14 protein-coding genes are annotated in these 17,687 nt (G+C 44.1%); 7 read left to right on the top strand and 7 right to left on the bottom strand.

Annotated features, from left to right (window positions below; translation table 11 throughout):
- Positions 1 to 6: 6 nt before the first annotated feature.
- The gene (locus C1X04_RS08100) at positions 7 to 774 is read left to right on the top strand and encodes an SDR family NAD(P)-dependent oxidoreductase (RefSeq protein ID WP_137169621.1); all 768 of its coding nucleotides are present in this window, start codon (positions 7 to 9) and stop codon (positions 772 to 774) included.
- A 273-nt stretch (positions 775 to 1,047) separates the two neighbouring features.
- Here the strand turns inward: C1X04_RS08100 and C1X04_RS08095 are convergent, their stop codons facing one another.
- Positions 1,048 to 1,683 (bottom strand): SDR family oxidoreductase, encoded by a 636-nt coding sequence (locus C1X04_RS08095; protein ID WP_137169620.1) that lies wholly within the window; start codon positions 1,681 to 1,683, stop codon positions 1,048 to 1,050.
- 295 nt (positions 1,684 to 1,978) lie between these two features.
- Between C1X04_RS08095 and C1X04_RS08090 the strand changes: the two genes are divergently transcribed.
- The gene (locus tag C1X04_RS08090; RefSeq protein ID WP_137169619.1) at positions 1,979 to 2,827 is read left to right on the top strand and encodes an endonuclease I family protein; all 849 of its coding nucleotides are present in this window, start codon (positions 1,979 to 1,981) and stop codon (positions 2,825 to 2,827) included.
- Positions 2,828 to 2,896: 69 nt separating this feature from the next.
- Here C1X04_RS08090 and C1X04_RS08085 read toward each other — a convergent pair whose 3' ends face one another.
- The 5 genes from C1X04_RS08085 to C1X04_RS08065 form a co-directional block, all read right to left on the bottom strand.
- Positions 2,897 to 3,880, bottom strand: a complete 984-nt coding sequence (locus tag C1X04_RS08085) for an iron-siderophore ABC transporter substrate-binding protein (RefSeq protein ID WP_175404913.1) — start codon at positions 3,878 to 3,880, stop codon at positions 2,897 to 2,899.
- Positions 3,881 to 3,920: 40 nt separating this feature from the next.
- Positions 3,921 to 4,988, bottom strand: coding sequence for an iron ABC transporter permease (locus tag C1X04_RS08080; RefSeq protein ID WP_137169617.1), 1,068 nt, complete (start codon positions 4,986 to 4,988; stop codon positions 3,921 to 3,923).
- A 1-nt stretch (position 4,989) separates the two neighbouring features.
- A complete protein-coding gene (locus tag C1X04_RS08075; RefSeq protein WP_110572090.1) occupies positions 4,990 to 6,030 on the bottom strand; it encodes an iron ABC transporter permease in 1,041 nt (346 codons plus the stop codon).
- The gene (locus C1X04_RS08070) at positions 6,027 to 6,872 is read right to left on the bottom strand and encodes an ABC transporter ATP-binding protein (RefSeq protein ID WP_110572088.1); all 846 of its coding nucleotides are present in this window, start codon (positions 6,870 to 6,872) and stop codon (positions 6,027 to 6,029) included. Before C1X04_RS08070 ends, C1X04_RS08075 begins: the two co-directional genes overlap by 4 nt.
- A gap of 95 nt (positions 6,873 to 6,967) precedes the next feature.
- The gene (locus C1X04_RS08065; RefSeq protein ID WP_137169616.1) at positions 6,968 to 9,073 is read right to left on the bottom strand and encodes a TonB-dependent siderophore receptor; all 2,106 of its coding nucleotides are present in this window, start codon (positions 9,071 to 9,073) and stop codon (positions 6,968 to 6,970) included.
- 212 nt (positions 9,074 to 9,285) lie between these two features.
- Here C1X04_RS08065 and C1X04_RS08060 point away from each other — a divergent pair, with 212 nt between their 5' ends.
- The 5 genes from C1X04_RS08060 (at position 9,286) to C1X04_RS08040 (ending at position 16,292) form a co-directional block, all read left to right on the top strand.
- Positions 9,286 to 10,728 (top strand): lysine N(6)-hydroxylase/L-ornithine N(5)-oxygenase family protein, encoded by a 1,443-nt coding sequence (locus C1X04_RS08060; RefSeq protein ID WP_175404912.1) that lies wholly within the window; start codon positions 9,286 to 9,288, stop codon positions 10,726 to 10,728.
- The gene (locus C1X04_RS08055; protein ID WP_137169614.1) at positions 10,725 to 11,948 is read left to right on the top strand and encodes an MFS transporter; all 1,224 of its coding nucleotides are present in this window, start codon (positions 10,725 to 10,727) and stop codon (positions 11,946 to 11,948) included. The genes C1X04_RS08060 and C1X04_RS08055 overlap by 4 nt, the downstream gene beginning before the upstream one ends.
- Positions 11,938 to 14,445 carry a GNAT family N-acetyltransferase gene (locus C1X04_RS08050; protein WP_137169613.1) on the top strand — a complete coding sequence of 836 codons (2,508 nt, stop codon included), beginning with the start codon at positions 11,938 to 11,940 and terminating at the stop codon, positions 14,443 to 14,445. Before C1X04_RS08055 ends, C1X04_RS08050 begins: the two co-directional genes overlap by 11 nt.
- 331 nt (positions 14,446 to 14,776) lie before the next feature.
- Entirely contained in the window at positions 14,777 to 15,748 is a 972-nt protein-coding gene (locus tag C1X04_RS08045; RefSeq protein WP_137169612.1) for a transposase, read from the top strand.
- Positions 15,749 to 16,013: 265 nt separating this feature from the next.
- Positions 16,014 to 16,292 (top strand): hypothetical protein, encoded by a 279-nt coding sequence (locus C1X04_RS08040; protein WP_137169611.1) that lies wholly within the window; start codon positions 16,014 to 16,016, stop codon positions 16,290 to 16,292.
- Positions 16,293 to 16,768: 476 nt separating this feature from the next.
- Here the strand turns inward: C1X04_RS08040 and C1X04_RS08035 are convergent, their stop codons facing one another.
- Positions 16,769 to 17,362 (bottom strand): hypothetical protein, encoded by a 594-nt coding sequence (locus C1X04_RS08035; protein WP_137169610.1) that lies wholly within the window; start codon positions 17,360 to 17,362, stop codon positions 16,769 to 16,771.
- Between the last annotated feature and the right edge of the window lie 325 nt (positions 17,363 to 17,687).

Here is a 17,687-nt window from a genome sequence, read left to right as displayed (position 1 = left end):
AAGTTTATGAGTTTTGAAAATAAAGTCGTCCTCATAACAGGTGCCGCAGGTGGCATTGGCATTGCAGCAGCAAAAAAGTTCGCTGCCTCTGGAGCGCACCTCGCATTAGTTGACTTATCAAAAGAAGCCTTAGAAAAAGTCTCTGCAGAAATCGATGGCAAGGTACTCCTGATAGGCGCAGATGTGTCTAACGAAGAAGACGTCGAGAATTACGTACAAAAAACATTGGATGAATTTGGCAAGATTGATGTATTTGTAAACAACGCAGGCATTAATGGTGATTTCGCGAACATTGTTGATCAGACCGTCGAAAACTACAAAAAAGTAATGGACGTAAACTTGATTGGAGCCTTCCTTGGCCTCAAACATGTAATGAAAACCATGATAGAGCAAAAAAGTGGCGTCATTGTGAATACTGCATCAAACGGTGGCTTATTAGGCGCACCAGGCATGAGTGCCTATGTCGCATCAAAGCACGCGTTAATCGGTTTAAGCAAAACCGCTGCACTTGAAGCTGCGCCTTATAATATTCGAGTTAATGCCGTGGCGCCTTCTGGCGTAGATACGGCGATGATGCGCTCCATTGAAACAAACTCAGCGAAAGGCCATGAAAAAGAAGCGAGAGAAGCCTTCGAAGCAGCCGTACCATTAAAGCGCTACGCAACAGCTGATGAAATAGCCAACTTAATGTATTTCCTAGCCTCTGATGAAGCGTCCTTTATCACGGGCTCTTACTATCGTATCGATGGCGGCGGCGGTGCGACTTCTGTTTAACCCTGTTGCTTAACCAGCTAGCAACAACACAAGAAAACCCACCGAATGACGCATTCAATTGTTATAAAAACATTGAATAACCAACTTTCGGTGGATTTTTACGGATTTAACTCCCACACACTCCCCTTTCACAAGCACCATAATGAGCGTAGTAACGGAAGGGGGTTTTGCTGGTGAAAGGATTTAAAGCCGATGAAAAGCATTTACTCGCTTTCATCGGCTTCAAACAATTTTGTGGCTATTTCATTTAGCCAAATGGCTAAACTCGGTTATCTAAACAAGCACATTATCGACATCATAAGTGCCGCCAAATAATTCGAATATCTTATCGTTTAAATCCTCTTTACTTAAAAGAAAGACAACCGACTTAGCCACATCGGCTCGCGGAATGGCCATTTCCTCTCGACTGCTTGGACGCTTAATCGTGATTTTGCCTTCGCCTGCATCGTTCGTTAGCGGCCCGGGACGAACAATAATATAAGGCACACCTGATGCCATCAAATATTGATCTGCCAAGTGTTTGGCGACCAAGTAGGGCTTGATATCAGACTCTATGGCATCTGGGTCGTCCGCACCAATAGAACTGACCATAATGAACTTTTTAATATTGGCTTTTTGAGCATAATCGACCGATTTTTTAGCTGCCCAGAGATCGATCAGCAAAGTTTTATCTGGCCCAGTTGAAGCACCAGACCCTGCGACGAAAATCACGTTATCGATGCCATCAAATGCGCGGCTAAAATCTTTCTCAAGGTCTGCTTCGAAAATCTCCAGCTCACTGTCTTTAAGATCATCCAGCTTGCTTTTATCTCGCACCAAAGCACGAGCATCTTCTTGTGTCTCTATAAGCGTTTTCGTAATCAACTTACCTATTTGACCACTCGCGCCAATTATTAGTGTCTTACTCATAATGTGCCTCCTTTGAATTTCCAAGGAAAATGAACTCGCTTTTAAACAGCCATAACCTTATAAGATGTTACTAATAACTATAGTGGCGTAAGCCTAGGAAAAAACCCCAAACAACCAGCTTGCATATTTACTGGACATTCGCAGTAACCAGCCTAAGACAACAGCCAAAAACAACGGCATCACACAAAACCCATAGAACTCATACACTTACTCACAAATCGTTGCAAATCCAAACGCATTACTGACAGCAAACGCCCCTACAATCCAGCCTTTGTTAGTCCTCAGGAAATGTGTCATGCGTCGCTGCCTTTTTGTATTTGTACTCTTCTTGTCAACTTTTGCCTCAGCGGGTTATTACGATGGAACAGAAGGCTTAACTGGCGATGCATTGAAAGCCAAACTGCATTCCATAATAGACGGTCAGAAGCCGCTTAAATACACACAAAGCGGCAATACCGATTGGTACGATGGTGTGAACATCGATGTATGGGAAGCCTTAGTTTACACAGACTCAGCGTGCCCAAATGACGCGCCAAAATGTGGCTTAGTACAGATGCTCTACCTTGATGATGTAAGACGGATTGACCAAGCAAATAGAGGCAAATCCAATAACGATTCTTGGGACCGTGAGCACGTATGGCCCAAATCTCGCGGTTTCAAAAAACAAAGCCAAGACGGTTATACAGACTTGCACCACTTGCGCCCTGCCGACCGTAATATAAACGGCGCGCACAGCAACTACGGTTACGGCAAAGGCGGCGACCCTTTCTACGACACTTTAAGTGATGGCAGCAAAGTCTTCAGTGGCACCTATGTAGACAAAGCCAACGAATCCTTCGAACCAACCGACCGTGCCAAAGGCCAAATCGCCCGCATGGTCTTCTACATGGCCGCCCGCTACGAAATTGGCGACAACACATCACCTGAAAACATGCCAGACCTACGCATCGTAAAAGGCAACCAGAAGCAAAGCGGAGAGCCGACTATAGGCGACCTATGTACGCTTGTTGCGTGGAACGATGAATTCCCTGTCAGCGACTTTGAGAAACGCCGCAACGACCGAGTACAGGAGCTACAAGGTAATCGAAATCCTTTTATCGATCACCCTGAGTTTGTGACTGCGATATGGGCGAGTAAGTGTTAAGAGCTTCCGTTAGCATGACATGAATACCTGATTCCAGCTTAAATAACATTGGAAATCAACGTCTCTCTTTTATTTCGCTAAAGGAACAACCGTGTTGACATCACCATCAATAGCCTGCTCTATCAAAGGCACAATTTGATTGATAGCAATAGGAAGACTCAATAAGGAGCTATAAGACAAAGCGCCATTTACTAAAGAATCAGGCGGCAACATAATTTCTCGCCCTTCCTTAAAAGCCCGCATATAAGGACGCAAGGCTAATGATTCTATTTGTTTTTTATTATCCCCAGTAACATACCAAAAAAGTACATCCGCATCGATTACCCCTAATTCTTCTTCAGATAAGGTCATATAAAACTCCCCTTTTCTGGTCAAATCCGCCACATCAGGCGAAAGAGTCAAACCCATTTTAGAAATAAAATTGACCGTCATATCATCACCAGAATACACACCTACGCTACCGTTCCAATAGGTTGCCATCGCGAACGTTTTGCCAGCCCAATCAGGGTGCGCTTTTTTAACAGCCGACATTTGTGCTTCTATCGTTGTAATCAGCCTTTGTGCTTGAGTATTTTTATCTAAAACCTGAGCCAACAAACGAGCACGCTTATCCCAAGGCATTGTATAATCGCCTTCACCTACTGGAGTGGCAATCACGGGCGCTATTTTACTCAATTGCTGATAATCCTGACGACTAATACCAGAACGTACTGCCATAATCACATCAGGATTGGTTGCCGCAATTTGCTCATAGTTTATTTCCCCATTAATGACTTCTGGTGCAGAAGTTAATAAAGTCCGAGCCCAAGGCCAAATACCATCTTTATAATCACCAAACCAATATCTCGAAGTTAAAGGCTGATAACCCAAAGCTAATACGTTATCAGCTCCAGCCCAATCTAAGGTGACAACTCGCTTAGGTTTATTTGGAACAACAGAGGCTCCATACTTGTGTTGGACGGTCAAAGGATAATTGGTTTCTTTCGCATTAACAGTCAGTGATAATGTTCCCATCAAAAGGACTGAACAACATGTTAAAATCAGTTTATTCATGATCATTTCTCATCCATTAGACAATGGTTAAAAATTAGTATTAAGCTTTCACTCTAGCGCGTAAGAGCAACATAACGAAAAAAGGCACGCCAATTATCGAAGTCACTAAACCCGCTGAAATTTGAGTGGGAGCAAACGCATTTCGCCCCAACATATCAGCCAACGTAACTATGAAGGCCCCGACAGCTGCACTGATTAACAAATGCATACCAACACCACTGTGTGCCACCCGACGAGCAACATGTGGCGCAATAAGCCCGACAAAACCAAGTGGGCCAACCGATGCTGTTGCCAACGCGGCAAAACCGACAGCAAGTATCATCAATAGAGTACGTAAAACGCTTGTCGAAACACCAAGCCCAATCGCTGTAGACTCTCCCATTTGCAGGGTTGAAAAAGAGCGACTGAGGATCAAAGTGATAGGAAGCAAGACGACAACAGCCAACAGTAAGATGCGTACATGCTCCCAACTTGCCAGGTTCAAACTTCCGCTTAACCAAGTTAATGCAGACATTGCACGATCAATCTGTCCATAGGTCATCAGCACCGAGGTGATGGAACTGATAAAAGCAGCAAGCCCAATCCCGATTAAAATAAATCGGATAGTGCCTCCATTCTTCTCACCCCAACTCAAAAACTGAATGACCCCAGCTACCAATATCGCGCCAAGCAATGCAACCCAAGGACGCCAAACAGATGCTTCTTGGGGATACAGAATACTAATCGCAACAACAGCCAGCCCAGCCCCTTGAGAAATGCCAATTAATGCTGGATCAGCCAAACCATTACGTGTCACACCTTGCAGTAAAGCACCCGAGAGCGCCAACATAGACCCAACTAAAGCCGCTACAAGGATACGAGGAATACGAAACTCCCACACAATAACTGTCATTTGGCTAGATGAGAATGGCGAAACTAGCATTTCCCATACATCAGACAACGCCATATCGTATGCCCCTTGAGTGAGACTAAGAGCCATAAGAATCACGTTGGATACAACCAACATAAAAAAGACAAATAAGGCACTTTTTGAGACCTGTAATGACAAGCGCTCATTAAATAGCCGAATAACTAAATCATTAGTTTTAGGTAGGTTTCCATTCGACATTTCAGCGCGCCCTCGCTCTTACTAGATAAACAAATAATGGCGCCCCAAAAAGCGCAGTCACTATGCCGGTAGAGACCTCCTCTGGCCTTAAAGCAAGACGAGCAATAATGTCCACCAATAGTAAATAGCAAGCTCCAACCAAAGCGGAATAAGGAATGACCCACCGATAATCCACACCAACAAACAATCGAACCACATGTGGAATGACTAAACCGACAAAACCAATTGGACCGGCTAGCGCAACAGAACAAGCCGTTAAAACGACAACACAAATCAATACCTGCACTTTAAGCCACCCCGTCTTTAAACCAAGACCAAGCGCTACCTCATCACCCATCGCCAAGACCGTTACCTTACTAGATAGATAAAGCGCAAACAGAAAAGCAACCATCATCAACGGCATAGCCACTTTAAGTTCGTTAGTTTTTTGGCCAGATAAGGAACCAGACAACCACACGCGCAACTGCTCAAAAGTTTCCTGATTTAAAATAAGAACGACAGATACTAATGACGCTAAAAAGGCGGTAACAGCAGAACCAGCAAGAATGAGATTCAACGAATTAAGTCCACCGGGGGCCAGTTGAGCAATCAACCAAACCACCACTGCGGCGATCAATGCCCCTACTGCGGCCACCCATGGCAACCAAAAAACATCGGAAAAATGGAAGGTATTTACCGCCATTACAACAGCAAAAGACGCCCCAGCCATCAACCCGAGCAAACTTGGTTCTGCTAAAGGGTTACGACTGACCCCTTGCAACATAGCCCCAGCTACGCCTAAACCGCCGCCCACTAAAGCCGCAGTCAGTGCTCTCGGCATTCTCAGATCCCATACTATGACATGGGTCATCGTGACAGCTTGCCCATCAAACAGAGCTTGAAATACAGCATCCAGTGGCAAAGACTTGGCGCCAACCGAAACATGCCAAGTAAACATAAAGATAAGTACAGCCAATACCGTTGCCAAAGTCAGTAAATGACGAAGCACTGCATTGATTGAATAATGATTCTGGACATGAGCAGAGTGAATCCGTCGTATCATACAACCGCCAATTTCGCAGACCGAGACACAGCTAGATCAGGCAAGGTAGGGACACAAATCAAACGATCAGAATGGGGATCACGAATAACCTGTGCATCCAAGCCAAATACTTGATAAAGATTATCGGGACTAAAAATCTCCTCCGGCGTACCCTGATGTAACACGGCGCCATCACGCATCATCACCAAATAATCGGCATAGGCGGCCGCCAAATTTAACTCATGCAACACCACCACTAACGTTCGCTGCTTTTCGTGGGCTAAACGAGCCAACAAATTCATCACATCCACTTGAATTTTCAGATCCAAAAACGTGGTTGGCTCATCCAGCAAAATCAAATCCGTTTCTTGCGCCAATACCATAGCAATCCAACAACGCTGCCTTTGCCCTCCCGACAATTCGCCAATGGAACGGTGGGCGAAATCATTCACCTGAGCAACACTCATAGCCTCTTCTACAGCACGCTCGTCTTCTCTTGACCACTGTTGAAGAATTCTTTGATGCGGAAAGCGTCCTTGAGCAACTACCTCGCGAACCGTCATTCCCTCTGGCGCGACAGGATCTTGTGGCAACAACGCCAACTTTTTCGCCACATCTCGTGTACGGCTTTGATGAATATCCTGACCATCCAAACACACCACGCCCCCGCTAGGGGTTAAAATGCGTGCCAAACTCTTTAACAAAGTTGATTTGCCACACCCATTTGGCCCGACCAAAATTGTTAGCTGACCGTTTGGCACGGCAAAATCAACCTGATTTAGAACGCGTCTATCGCCATAACCGACCTCAAGTTGTGTCGCTACCAACCTAGATGGCAGCGACACTCTTGTCGAACTATTCATGAATCCATCCCAACAAAAATTTCGATCATAATAATAGAAATGAAAATCATTAACAACAAAGTGCTATAACAACCCCTTTGTTGAGACGTCATGAATCAGTAACGCCAAGTAACAGACGCCATTACATTACGGCCTGGGCCATAGTAAGACTGACCGTTTTGCACACTTTCACGGTACTTCTCGTTAGTAATATTGTTTAGGTTCAATGCCAACGTTAGATGATCGGTTGGCTCATAGCTGGCAAACACATCAACTAACATGTACTCCCCTTGCACTTTTGTGTTGTTGTAGTAGATGTCATTTTGCCAATTCAGCCCGCCACCAACACGCAAGCCATCGATGCCTGACAATTGATAGGCAGCCGCCAATTTAAACTGTTTTGTTGGAATATGAGTGCGCGTGTCTTTACCATCTTTATCCTTGATACTTAGATCGGTATAACCTGCACTCATATTAAGCCCTTCTGATACTTCGCCAGACAGCTCAACCTCATACCCCTCACTTTCTATATCAATACCACGATAAATATTGGTATTTGTTCCAGAGTCATAAGATGCGTACTCACCAAGATTGTTAAGCTCTGACTCAAACCTTGCCAATGTTAATATCGCACCACTATCATTCAACTCTTGTTTGATACCCACTTCTCGACTGACACCTTTAGCAGCACCTAATGGTTTAAAGTCTGAGTCGACCCACACCTGAGGGTTAAATACTTTGCTATAGCTGGCATACAACATAGTTCCTACCGCAGCCTCATAGGTTGCACCAATATAAGGAACCGTCTCGGTTTCAGACGTTTCTTGACGCACACTATAATTGACACCTTTCTGATCCAACTTAATGGCTCTCGCGCCCAATAAAAAAGCTAAGTCATCTGATGCTTTTAAACGTGTTGAAACATAATAAGAACGCTGTTTTTTATCAATGTCGGTTGAATCTGTTGATGGGTTGTAGGTGTCAAATTCAGGACGAGCTATACCCTTCATCCAATCGCCACCAACTGCCGTATTACGCAGTGAAGAGGCATAAACAGAATGACCTTTTAAAGAAACATCCGAGACGTTAACACCAGCCACAATTTCATGCTCCTGCCCCCAACCTTCAAACGTACCATTCACATACAAATCAACAATGTCTTCTTTCACCTTACTTTCGTAATAAGACGCTGTTCCATTTAAACCCTGCTGAGTCTCTGGGTCAGGAGAGCCAGCTAAATATAATAACTCCCACTCAGTATCTTCCACGTTGTGGCTGTAATGGATATTGGCTTGCCAATTGTCTGTCACATCATGTTGCAACTCAAAAAAAGTACGAGTCTTGCGAACATCCATATAAGCCCAATCTGGCGCAGTGCTGGTTGAACGATCATAATTGGTTACTGAACCATTGCTGTAAAACAAAGGAAGTGCACCATACAGAACACCATCATTATTACTGTCATTAATGCTCAAACCCACACTGGCACGGGTTCGATCCGTGAAGTCCGCTTCTAGAATTCCATAAATACCAGACAAATCCTTTTCGTAACGATCCAGGTAAGAATCCCCTTGCTGCTTAGTTACCACCAAGCGTCCTTTCACTTTGTCGCCTGACAATGGACCCGATACATCCGCCTCTAAACGTCGTTGATTCCAACTTCCCGCAGCGGCCGATACCGATGCCTGAGGCTCGTCCGTTGGTCGTTTCAACACATAGTTAACCGTTGCTGAAGGGTTAGCCAAACCAGTAATTAAACCGTTTGCCCCTTTCACCACCTCAATTTTTTCATACATAGCGGTATTGTCAGCACCGCGATTCAAACCAAAGGCAAAAGGAACACCAACGCCATCTTGCTGAAAGTTAACAATATCAAAGCCACGTGCCGTGTAATACACACGATCTGTTTCCGTCTTTTCTACCGTAACTCCCGGTGTGTATTTCAGAACTGAATTTACTTCTTTTAGGTCAAAGTCATTCATCTGATCTTCAGACACCACAGACACGGTTTGTGGTGTTTCAAAAACCGTTAAATCCAGCTTGGTCGCCGATTTGGTTTCCTCCGGCTCGCCATAAACGGGCAACATTGGTAGCACAGTTTCTTCACTGCGATTAGACGTTGTTGTCTGAGTTTCTTGGGGATTGCCTTCTGCTCTTGCTGTCATGCTAACAGCCGCTGCGACAACCGTTAAAGCGAAAATGCGCTGATGTTGACGTTTCACAAACTGACTCCTTTTAAGTTTCTGACTCTAAAAAAACGAAATTACAAACTAAGGGGCGTGTTTTAACATTAAATATAAATGAGAATCAACATCATTACTATTTTTTGTAAAGGTGCTGTACAAGTCATAAAAATGTGTTCTAGCATATTTCTTAATTGATAATGATTATCGTTAACTTAATTTTCAACTATTCTCAAGGGAGAGTCCACATCATGAAAATGCACACAGACAATGATCAGCAAACGATTCAATACGATTACATTGGTATTGGTTTGGGCCCATTTAACCTCGGCTTTGCCTGTATGGCTGCTCCGCTGGACGATCTAAAGGGACGAATTTTTGAACAGGCCAATGCATTCTGTTGGCATCCGGGCATGCTGATTGAGGGAGCAACACTGCAAAATCCTTTCCTTGGTGATTTAGTCTCTATGGCAGACCCAACCAGCCCTTTCACCTATCTCAATTTCTGCAAACAAAAAGGCCGACTCTACCAACTTTACATCCGAGAAAACTTTTACCTAGGGCGTGCTGATTTCAACGAATATTGTCAGTGGGTGATTCAACAACTAGACAATATCGATTTTGGTCACAAGGTGATGGATATTCGCTACGAGGAAGAGGAAGGTCTCTACCGTGTTTCAGGTGTGCGGACAAATACACACGGACAACAAGAAACCTTCTGTGTCCTTACCAAAAAATTGCTTATTGGCGTAGGCAGCCATCCTCAATTCCCCAGCAGCATTGCAGATAAAGCACAAATATTGGCGCACCAACCGAACACTTCGCTTATTCATTCAGGGCAATACCTGAAACACAAAAAGCCGTTGCAAGAATGCAAAGAAATCACCGTTATTGGCAGTGGTCAAAGCGGTGCCGAAATTTTCTATGATCTACTTACGTCCAGCAAAGACCATGATTATAAACTCAATTGGGTAACGCGACCTGCCCGCTACTTCCAAATGGAAACCGCTAAGTTCGCTCTAGAAATTCTGACACCAGATTACGCCGAATACTTCTTTGGTCTAAATGAAGACGTCAAAACGGATATTCTGAAAGACCACCAACACCTGTACAAAGGCATTAACCAAAAACTCATCAACGACATATACGATGCGCTGGATGAAAACCACCGCTACCAACATTGCCAAGCACAACTGCTGCCCTGCATGGAAATTGTGGACATCCATTTTGATACGCAATCGCAACAATACCACCTGCACTTCAAACACACACAAACACACGTCGAATATCTTCATAAAACCGATGCTGTCATTTTCGCAACCGGCTACAAACCTGTGTTGCCAGACTTTATTGGAGGTATTCGTGACCGCCTACAATGGCACGAAGATGGCAGCTATTTACCAAACCGGAACTGGTCCGTTGATAAAAACAAAGGGGAAGTATTTATTCAGAACGCAGGGCTTAAAGGGCATGGCATTACCAACCCAGACCTAGGCATGGCTTGCTATCGAAACAGCCGAATCATTTTTGCAATGACAGGCATTGATCATTACCCAGCAGAAGCTTCTACCAGTTTCCAACAATACCAACCCCACTCGAACAGTGGTTTTGAAGAAATAAGTGAAGCGACGCAAGAACAGACTCAAGCAGCCACGCATTCACCCTCTTACATTAAGCGCGAAGCCTACGCATGAGCCTACGAACGACCATTTTAATTATGTCAGGACTTGGCGTCATGAGTGACGCCATTTTGATAGCCTTCTATCCTCAATTTTTTAAGCTGAGATATGGCATAGACAGCCCAGTACACGCAGGTAGCTATATCGCAGCCATATCCATAGCCGTGATGTGTGCTCTGCCACTCTGGGCAAAAGTCGCCAGAAAGGTCGAAACCATGCCGTTATTACTCGTCACCCAAGGCATTGCTGGAGTCTTGGGCATTGCCAGTGCCTTTGCACCCAATGTGCAATCATTCTGGGTGCTCAGTATGTTCATGTATTTGACCAAAGCCAGCTACTTGCTCATGTTTCCCTATTTAATGCGCTTAGAAAAACAGGAGCATCACTCTCACCTGGTCGGGCTGCTGTCGGTCATCATACACATCACGGCAATTTTTGCTGCGACCTTAGGTGGTTTGAGTTTACAGAGCTTCGGCCCACAACAATGTGTGCTGTTAATGGCGGCTGGTGACTTCCTTCAAATGGCCTTGTGCTACTACTTGATCAAAGCCAAGAAAGTCGTTCCCACTGTGACTCATACCTATGGAGAAAGTCATCAAGCGCCAAATGGCTCTGCCACACTACCGCGCAAGAAACGTTCGCACATATTAGGTACCAATCTAGCAAAGCTCAGCTTGGTAATGGTGCTGTTTGATTTCAGCGCTTATGTAATTCGCCCTTTCTTTTCTACTTATTGGGAAGACACAACGGGCATTTTGCAGCGTGGAATTACAGGGGCGGTCTTCGCCATTCCAGCGTTAGCGGCTTTGATGGGGCTCTATGCCAATCGACTCGCTAGCCAAGGAAAATTACCCAAACTTAACCACCCTTTCATAAACCTAACCCTTGGCGCCATTGGCTTAACACTACAGGCCATACCGCATATAGAGACCATCCTAATAGGACGCTTTCTGTTTGGCTGGGGAATGTTTCAAATCATCGTTAATTTGGAGGTAAAACTTTTTCAGATCAGCACACCCGATAACTACGCCCGCGATTTCAGCGTCGCCAATTTTTTCCAAAACCTTGGCGTGCTGCTGTCTTCATTTAGCGCTGGCTACATTGTCAGCCTTGTAGGAGCGCAACAAACCTTCTTTGTCGCGGCGCTAGGTTTCCTATGCACCGCTGTGATCAACCAATACTGGTTCGGTTCTCGAAAACACCCAGCAACGGGAGATTCTACTCATGCCGTTTAATCATCATGAACACACCCTCACAGCCCATGAGCTTTCGTTTGTTCCGCTGGATCTCGATAAACATATCGACATCATTCAGCCTTGGTTTCAAATGGATTACGCCCATTTTTGGGGAATGCAGAACATGACCGTCGACGAGACTCGACAGTTTTACGCAGAGCATATCGCCAAACAAGAACTGCAAGTCTTCATCGGCTACCACCAACAGCAACCAAGTGTTGTCCTAGAAGTATATGATCCAAATACGACCGAGCTAAAGGATCTATACCCAGTACAAGCAGGCGATGTTGGCATGCACTTTTTTACAGCGCCCTGCCAAACACCCATCAAAGGCTTTACCTTGGCATGGATGCGTAAAACTCTGCAATTCCTTTTTGAAGAACGTAAATCCACACGCATTGTCGTCGAGCCAGACATACACAACGACAAAATCCACCAACTTAATTTGGCTGTGGGATTTACCTACACCAACGCCATCACGTTAAGCAATAAGACCGCCATGCTGGCTTTTTGTTTACCGTTAAATTTTTATGCGTCATTAAACCGCAATCCAGACCAACCAACACCCTATGCCGAGCAAGCTAGGGTGCTTATTCAGCACTGCAAGGAGCAGACTACTATGACTCAACAAAATCACTCTCCGACCACGCCTAACAGCCCTACCGCCGCTATCGATGTGGCAGAACATCTTACCCCCGATGTGTGGCAAAAAGTAAACCGCCACCTTGTCTGTAAAGCGATTGCCGAATTCAGTCATGAACAGCTCTTTTCACCAGAGGCCATCACGGAGCCCGATGCCAGAGGCTGGGCTGACTATCGACTAGCCACCAACAACGACAACAAATACTATCAATTCCGTGCCAAACACATGGCTCTTCGACACTGGCGCCTAGACAAAGCCAGCATCAGCTGCATCGACAACCAGCAACCCATGCCCCTAGACGCACTGGAATTCATCATCGACTTTAAAGATACCTTGGCGATCCCTGATGATAAATTGCCTATTTACCTAGATGAAATCAGCAGCACTCTGTATGGAGCAGCCTATAAAGAAGTGAATGCACTTTTCGACAGCAAAGCATTAGCAGATGCCGATTATCAACAGATTGAAGCGGCTATGACGGAAGGGCATCCTGGCTTTGTAGCGAATAATGGTCGCATAGGTTTCAACGCTTTCGATTTCCGTCAGTACGCACCAGAAACAGGGCAAGCTTTCCAGCTCGTCTGGATTGCCGTCAAAAAAGCCAAAGCGGTCTATGGCTGTGTACCAGAAATGGATTACAACCAACTTATCGAACAAGACTTGGGAGCGGAACAAATCCTTGCCTTCAAACAACGCTTAAGTGATTTGAGATTGGATCCGCAAGACTACATTTTCATGCCAGTTCATCCTTGGCAGTGGTACAACAAAATCAACATTGTCTTCGCTGCCGATATTGCCAACCAACATATCGTGTCATTAGGCACCACAAAAGATCTCTACCGTGCTCAACAATCTATCCGGACCTATTTCAATATTTCGGATAGCAGCAAGCACTATGTGAAAACATCACTCTCCATTTTGAATATGGGCTTCATGCGTGGGCTATCGCCTTATTACATGGAAGGCACGCCAAAAATTAACGCCTACTTAGACGACCTCATTAACCAAGATGCAGAACTCAATCGCTACGGCTTCACCATCTTAAGAGAAGTTGCTGCAGCGGGCTATCGTAACCATTACTTCGAGAAAGCCTGCACAAATGATAGCCCATCGAAGAAAATGCTCTCAGCCCTATGGCGTGAAAGCCCAATGTCACGCTTAAACGAGGGTGAAAGCCTGATGAGCATGACCGCCCTACTGCATGTCGACAGAAACGACCAATCGCTGCTGGTTGAGCTAATGAGACGATCCAACCTCAACCCATCCGTATGGATAGAACAGTACCTCAAAGCCTTTCTACAACCCTTGTTACACTGTTTCTATGCCTACGATCTGGTTTTCATGCCCCATGGCGAGAACCTTATTTTGATCATGGAAAATCATGTACCGTCTCGCGTTATCATGAAAGACATTGCAGAAGAAAGTGCCATCCTAAACAAAGATACGGACATTCCAGATGACATTGCACGCTTGGCGATTGAAATGCCTGAAGACTACAAAATCCTTGGTATCTTTATTGATGTGTTTGATGGCTATTTCCGTCACATGAGCCACATCCTAGAAGAAAACAACGTCATGATTGAAGACGAGTTTTGGCGTCTCGTTGCCAACACTGCCATCGAGTATCAGGAAGAACACCCTCAGTTCAAAGACAAGTTCCAATCGCGTAACATTTTTGCCAAGGACTTCGCTCACTCTTGCCTGAACCGACTGCAGCTGAAAAACAACCTGCAAATGGTCAATATTGCTGACCCTGCTTCCAGCTTTATCATGGTCGACCCACTACCGAACCCACTTGCTCCTTTTGCACCAAGCAGAAAAGCACAATCGGTTGCTACAGAAGCCATCGACTAAATCATTGTAAGACGAAGCCCAATCACGCCCTACTTGGGGTGTGGTTGGTTTTTATAATATTCACAGCTCGGATGTCCCCATATGCACATGCCATTTCCTATCATTTTTTTCGATTTTCAGACCCGATCAGAGTCCCCATCAAACGTTAGCGTACAACCTTTAATAGATGCTTTGGAAAAATCAGGAGCTGACGTTCAAGTAATAATTAAGGGCACAAGCACTTCTTCCTTTTTTAAAAATTTAACAGGACACCCACACAAACTTGACTGCTAAAAACAATACTGTATATTCAACCAGTGTTGTTTATTTCTCATGGAAGAGAGGTTTCGTCATGCCAAGAGCCAGAAGACAGCAAATTAGTTTACAAGATACACCTTACTACCACTGTGTTTCTCGCTGTGTTCGTAGGGCGTTTTTATGTGGTGAAGATCCTGCCTCTGGTGAAAGCTTTGAACACCGTCGTGGCTGGGTTGAAAGGCGTTTGTTATTTTTAGCCAGTATCTTTGCTATCGATGTTTGTGCCTATTCTGTAATGAGTAACCATCTGCATGTGGTGTTGCATATCAATGCAGAAAAAGCCGAGAAGTGGTCTACGTTAGAGGTTCTGCAAAGGTGGCATAAGTTACATAAAGGCACCGTGTTTACTCAGCAATTCGTGCGAGGTGAGTCATTACCTGATTATGCTTTGGATTTGGTTAATTCCTCGGTTGAGACCTTTAGGAATCGTCTTATGGATATTAGCTGGTTTATGAAAGAGTTGAATGAGCCTATTGCTCGCCAAGCGAATTTTGAAGACCAATGTACAGGAAGGTTCTGGGATGGGCGATTTAAGTCTCAGGCTCTGCTAGGTGAATCTGCATTAGCGGCTTGTATGGCATACGTTGATCTTAACCCATTGAGAGCAAAAATAAGTGAAAACCCTGAAACCTCGGAGTTCACTAGCCTTAAAAGGCGTGTAGTTGCAGCTAAACATCAAAAACAACCAACATTGCTCTATCCTTTTGTTGGTAACCCCAGAGAAAATATGCCAGATGGTCTACCTTTTGAGTTATCAGATTACCTTGAGCTGGTAGATATGACTGGGCGAATCATCCGAGAAGATAAACGAGGTGCGATAGACGCTTCATTGTTACCGATTCTTCAACGACTCAACGTATCCTCAGAAAATTGGCTGTGTATCGCGACAGAATTTGGCGCAAGAACCGGTGCTGTTGTTGGCGCGGAACAATCCATTGCTCATTACTGTAATTCAAACAAACTAAATAGAAAACCAAGATCCAGTCATAATCGATTACTCGCCTAACTTCATTCAGCCGTTCATAGCCTTTCTTTATTTACTAATCATAATTAGTAAATTCACTCGCCTAAAAATCCAATTACCAGCCTTTTAGTAGTTAATTAGCTCTTATCAAAACGATAAAAGATGAATTCCATATAAGTACTATCTCTAGATAAGAGCGTTTTGTATGGGTTTTTAACATGGGTGTCTTGTAAAATTATTCGTTGCAGCTAAACATCAAAAACAACCAACATTGCTCTATCCTTTTGTTGGTAACCCCAGAGAAAATATGCCAGATGGTCTACCTTTTGAGTTATCAGATTACCTTGAGCTGGTAGATATGACTGGGCGAATCATCCGAGAAGATAAACGAGGTGCGATAGACGCTTCATTGCTACCGATTCTTCAACGACTCAACATATCCTCAGAAAATTGGCTGTGTATTGCGACAGAATTTGGCGCAAGAACCGGTGCTGTTGTTGGTGCGGAACAATCCATTGCTCATTACTGTAATTCAAACAAACTAAATAGAAAACCAAGATCCAGTCATAATCGATTACTCGCCTAACTTCATTCAGCCGTTCATAGCCTTTCTTTATTTACTAATCATAATTAGTAAATTCACTCGCCTAAAAATCCAATTACCAGCCTTTTAGTAGTTAATTAGCTCTTATCAAAACGATAAAAGATGAATTCCATATAAGTACTATCTCTAGATAAGAGCGTTTTGTATGGGTTTTTAACATGGGTGTCTTGTAAAATTATTCAACATATAATAATAAGTCATAAGTAATAGGCCATTTAGGATTAGATGAAAAAACATCTATTTTTCATCTACCTTCAAACTAAAACTATTACTTTCATTCAAAATTCACTGGTTCTTCTTCAGTTTCTTTAGCACCACCTACATCACTTGGAAGCTAATTGGTGTCAGATGAAAAAAACAATCTTTTTTCATCTGCCCCCAAACTCTCTTAGCTAGCTAGCGTACCAAATAAGCCGCTGCTTGGAGTTCTAGTTCAAACGGTCGACCTAATTCACTTGTTAACTGAAATTGTCGAATTTATACACAATCATCCGTTCAGTCTCATAGTGCAAGCTGTCTAGAATGAATGGCTCACCAACGGTCAATAGTCGAGGATTTGGGCTCAACCGCCCAACTTCTGCCTCTTCTTGATAATAGAAGAGAAGCATCACATATAAAGCTGCTACTGAATTTAATGTGTTCTTTAGATTAGCATCTTTAAAATGCTCATTCCGCTCATGTTTTACTTTGTTGTAGGCTTTCCACCAAGAAGGGTTTTCATCCCCTCCCCAGTTTTCCCAAGGTGTTAAAGTGAGGCCATATCTTGGCAAGTGGACTGTTACTTCATAAAACCTTGGGATTAAGTCAGTAATGATTTGCCTGTAGTGATCGATATTTTTAGCTTTCCTGTCACTAGCAAGCTTATTACAAAGTAATTTTGCGACTACATCTACTTCAGAAGATGCTGAAAACAGAATTCTAGCGAGCTCTAATGAGTGTGTAGACATATTACTTTCTGTAGGCTCTACAAAACGGAATAATGTAAAAAGATCCTCTTCAATTGAAAGCAAATAATTCCAATGTTGGCGCGTTTCTGTTTGCTGAATTCCCATAAAATTTCCCTATTTGATTAAGCCACGCATTGATCATAGCTTGGGTTGTCTGTGGGCGCTAGATGTCTAGTGCATTTGATCCCACAACGCCTTTAATCTCACCAAGCCTTTGCACGATAACAAGGAGGAACGATTCGTTCCTCCTTGAAAATTTACTGCTGCACAAGCGGCTTAAAAAGTGCCGACCTGGCCTACCAAAACGGTAGGTCAGCTTATTGCCGCATAAGCGACTTAGACATTAACTAGTTCGTTTATCCGCCAAACACCTATCAGCTCTTGTGGCCACGTCCATGTTGTCCATCATTCTCTGTGCAAATTCGGACGA

It is taken from the genome of Marinomonas sp. FW-1 (assembly GCF_005222245.1).
In the GTDB taxonomy this organism is placed as follows: domain Bacteria; phylum Pseudomonadota; class Gammaproteobacteria; order Pseudomonadales; family Marinomonadaceae; genus Marinomonas; species Marinomonas alcarazii.
Note: the sequence above shows the minus strand (reverse complement) of the source record. Positions and strands in the feature narration are given on the sequence as shown.

Bases quoted from the DNA above. Each gene is read 5' to 3' on its own strand.
- C1X04_RS08100 (WP_137169621.1), top strand. From the start codon at position 7: ATGAGTTTTGAAAATAAAGTCGTCCTCATAACAGGTGCCGCAGGTGGC.
- C1X04_RS08095 (WP_137169620.1), bottom strand. From the start codon at position 1,683: ATGAGTAAGACACTAATAATTGGCGCGAGTGGTCAAATAGGTAAGTTG.
- C1X04_RS08090 (WP_137169619.1), top strand. From the start codon at position 1,979: ATGCGTCGCTGCCTTTTTGTATTTGTACTCTTCTTGTCAACTTTTGCC.
- C1X04_RS08085 (WP_175404913.1), bottom strand. From the start codon at position 3,880: ATGAATAAACTGATTTTAACATGTTGTTCAGTCCTTTTGATGGGAACA.
- C1X04_RS08080 (WP_137169617.1), bottom strand. From the start codon at position 4,988: ATGTCGAATGGAAACCTACCTAAAACTAATGATTTAGTTATTCGGCTA.
- C1X04_RS08075 (WP_110572090.1), bottom strand. From the start codon at position 6,030: ATGATACGACGGATTCACTCTGCTCATGTCCAGAATCATTATTCAATC.
- C1X04_RS08070 (WP_110572088.1), bottom strand. From the start codon at position 6,872: ATGAATAGTTCGACAAGAGTGTCGCTGCCATCTAGGTTGGTAGCGACA.
- C1X04_RS08060 (WP_175404912.1), top strand. From the start codon at position 9,286: ATGAAAATGCACACAGACAATGATCAGCAAACGATTCAATACGATTAC.
- C1X04_RS08055 (WP_137169614.1), top strand. From the start codon at position 10,725: ATGAGCCTACGAACGACCATTTTAATTATGTCAGGACTTGGCGTCATG.
- C1X04_RS08050 (WP_137169613.1), top strand. From the start codon at position 11,938: ATGCCGTTTAATCATCATGAACACACCCTCACAGCCCATGAGCTTTCG.
- C1X04_RS08045 (WP_137169612.1), top strand. From the start codon at position 14,777: ATGCCAAGAGCCAGAAGACAGCAAATTAGTTTACAAGATACACCTTAC.
- C1X04_RS08040 (WP_137169611.1), top strand. From the start codon at position 16,014: ATGCCAGATGGTCTACCTTTTGAGTTATCAGATTACCTTGAGCTGGTA.
- C1X04_RS08035 (WP_137169610.1), bottom strand. From the start codon at position 17,362: ATGGGAATTCAGCAAACAGAAACGCGCCAACATTGGAATTATTTGCTT.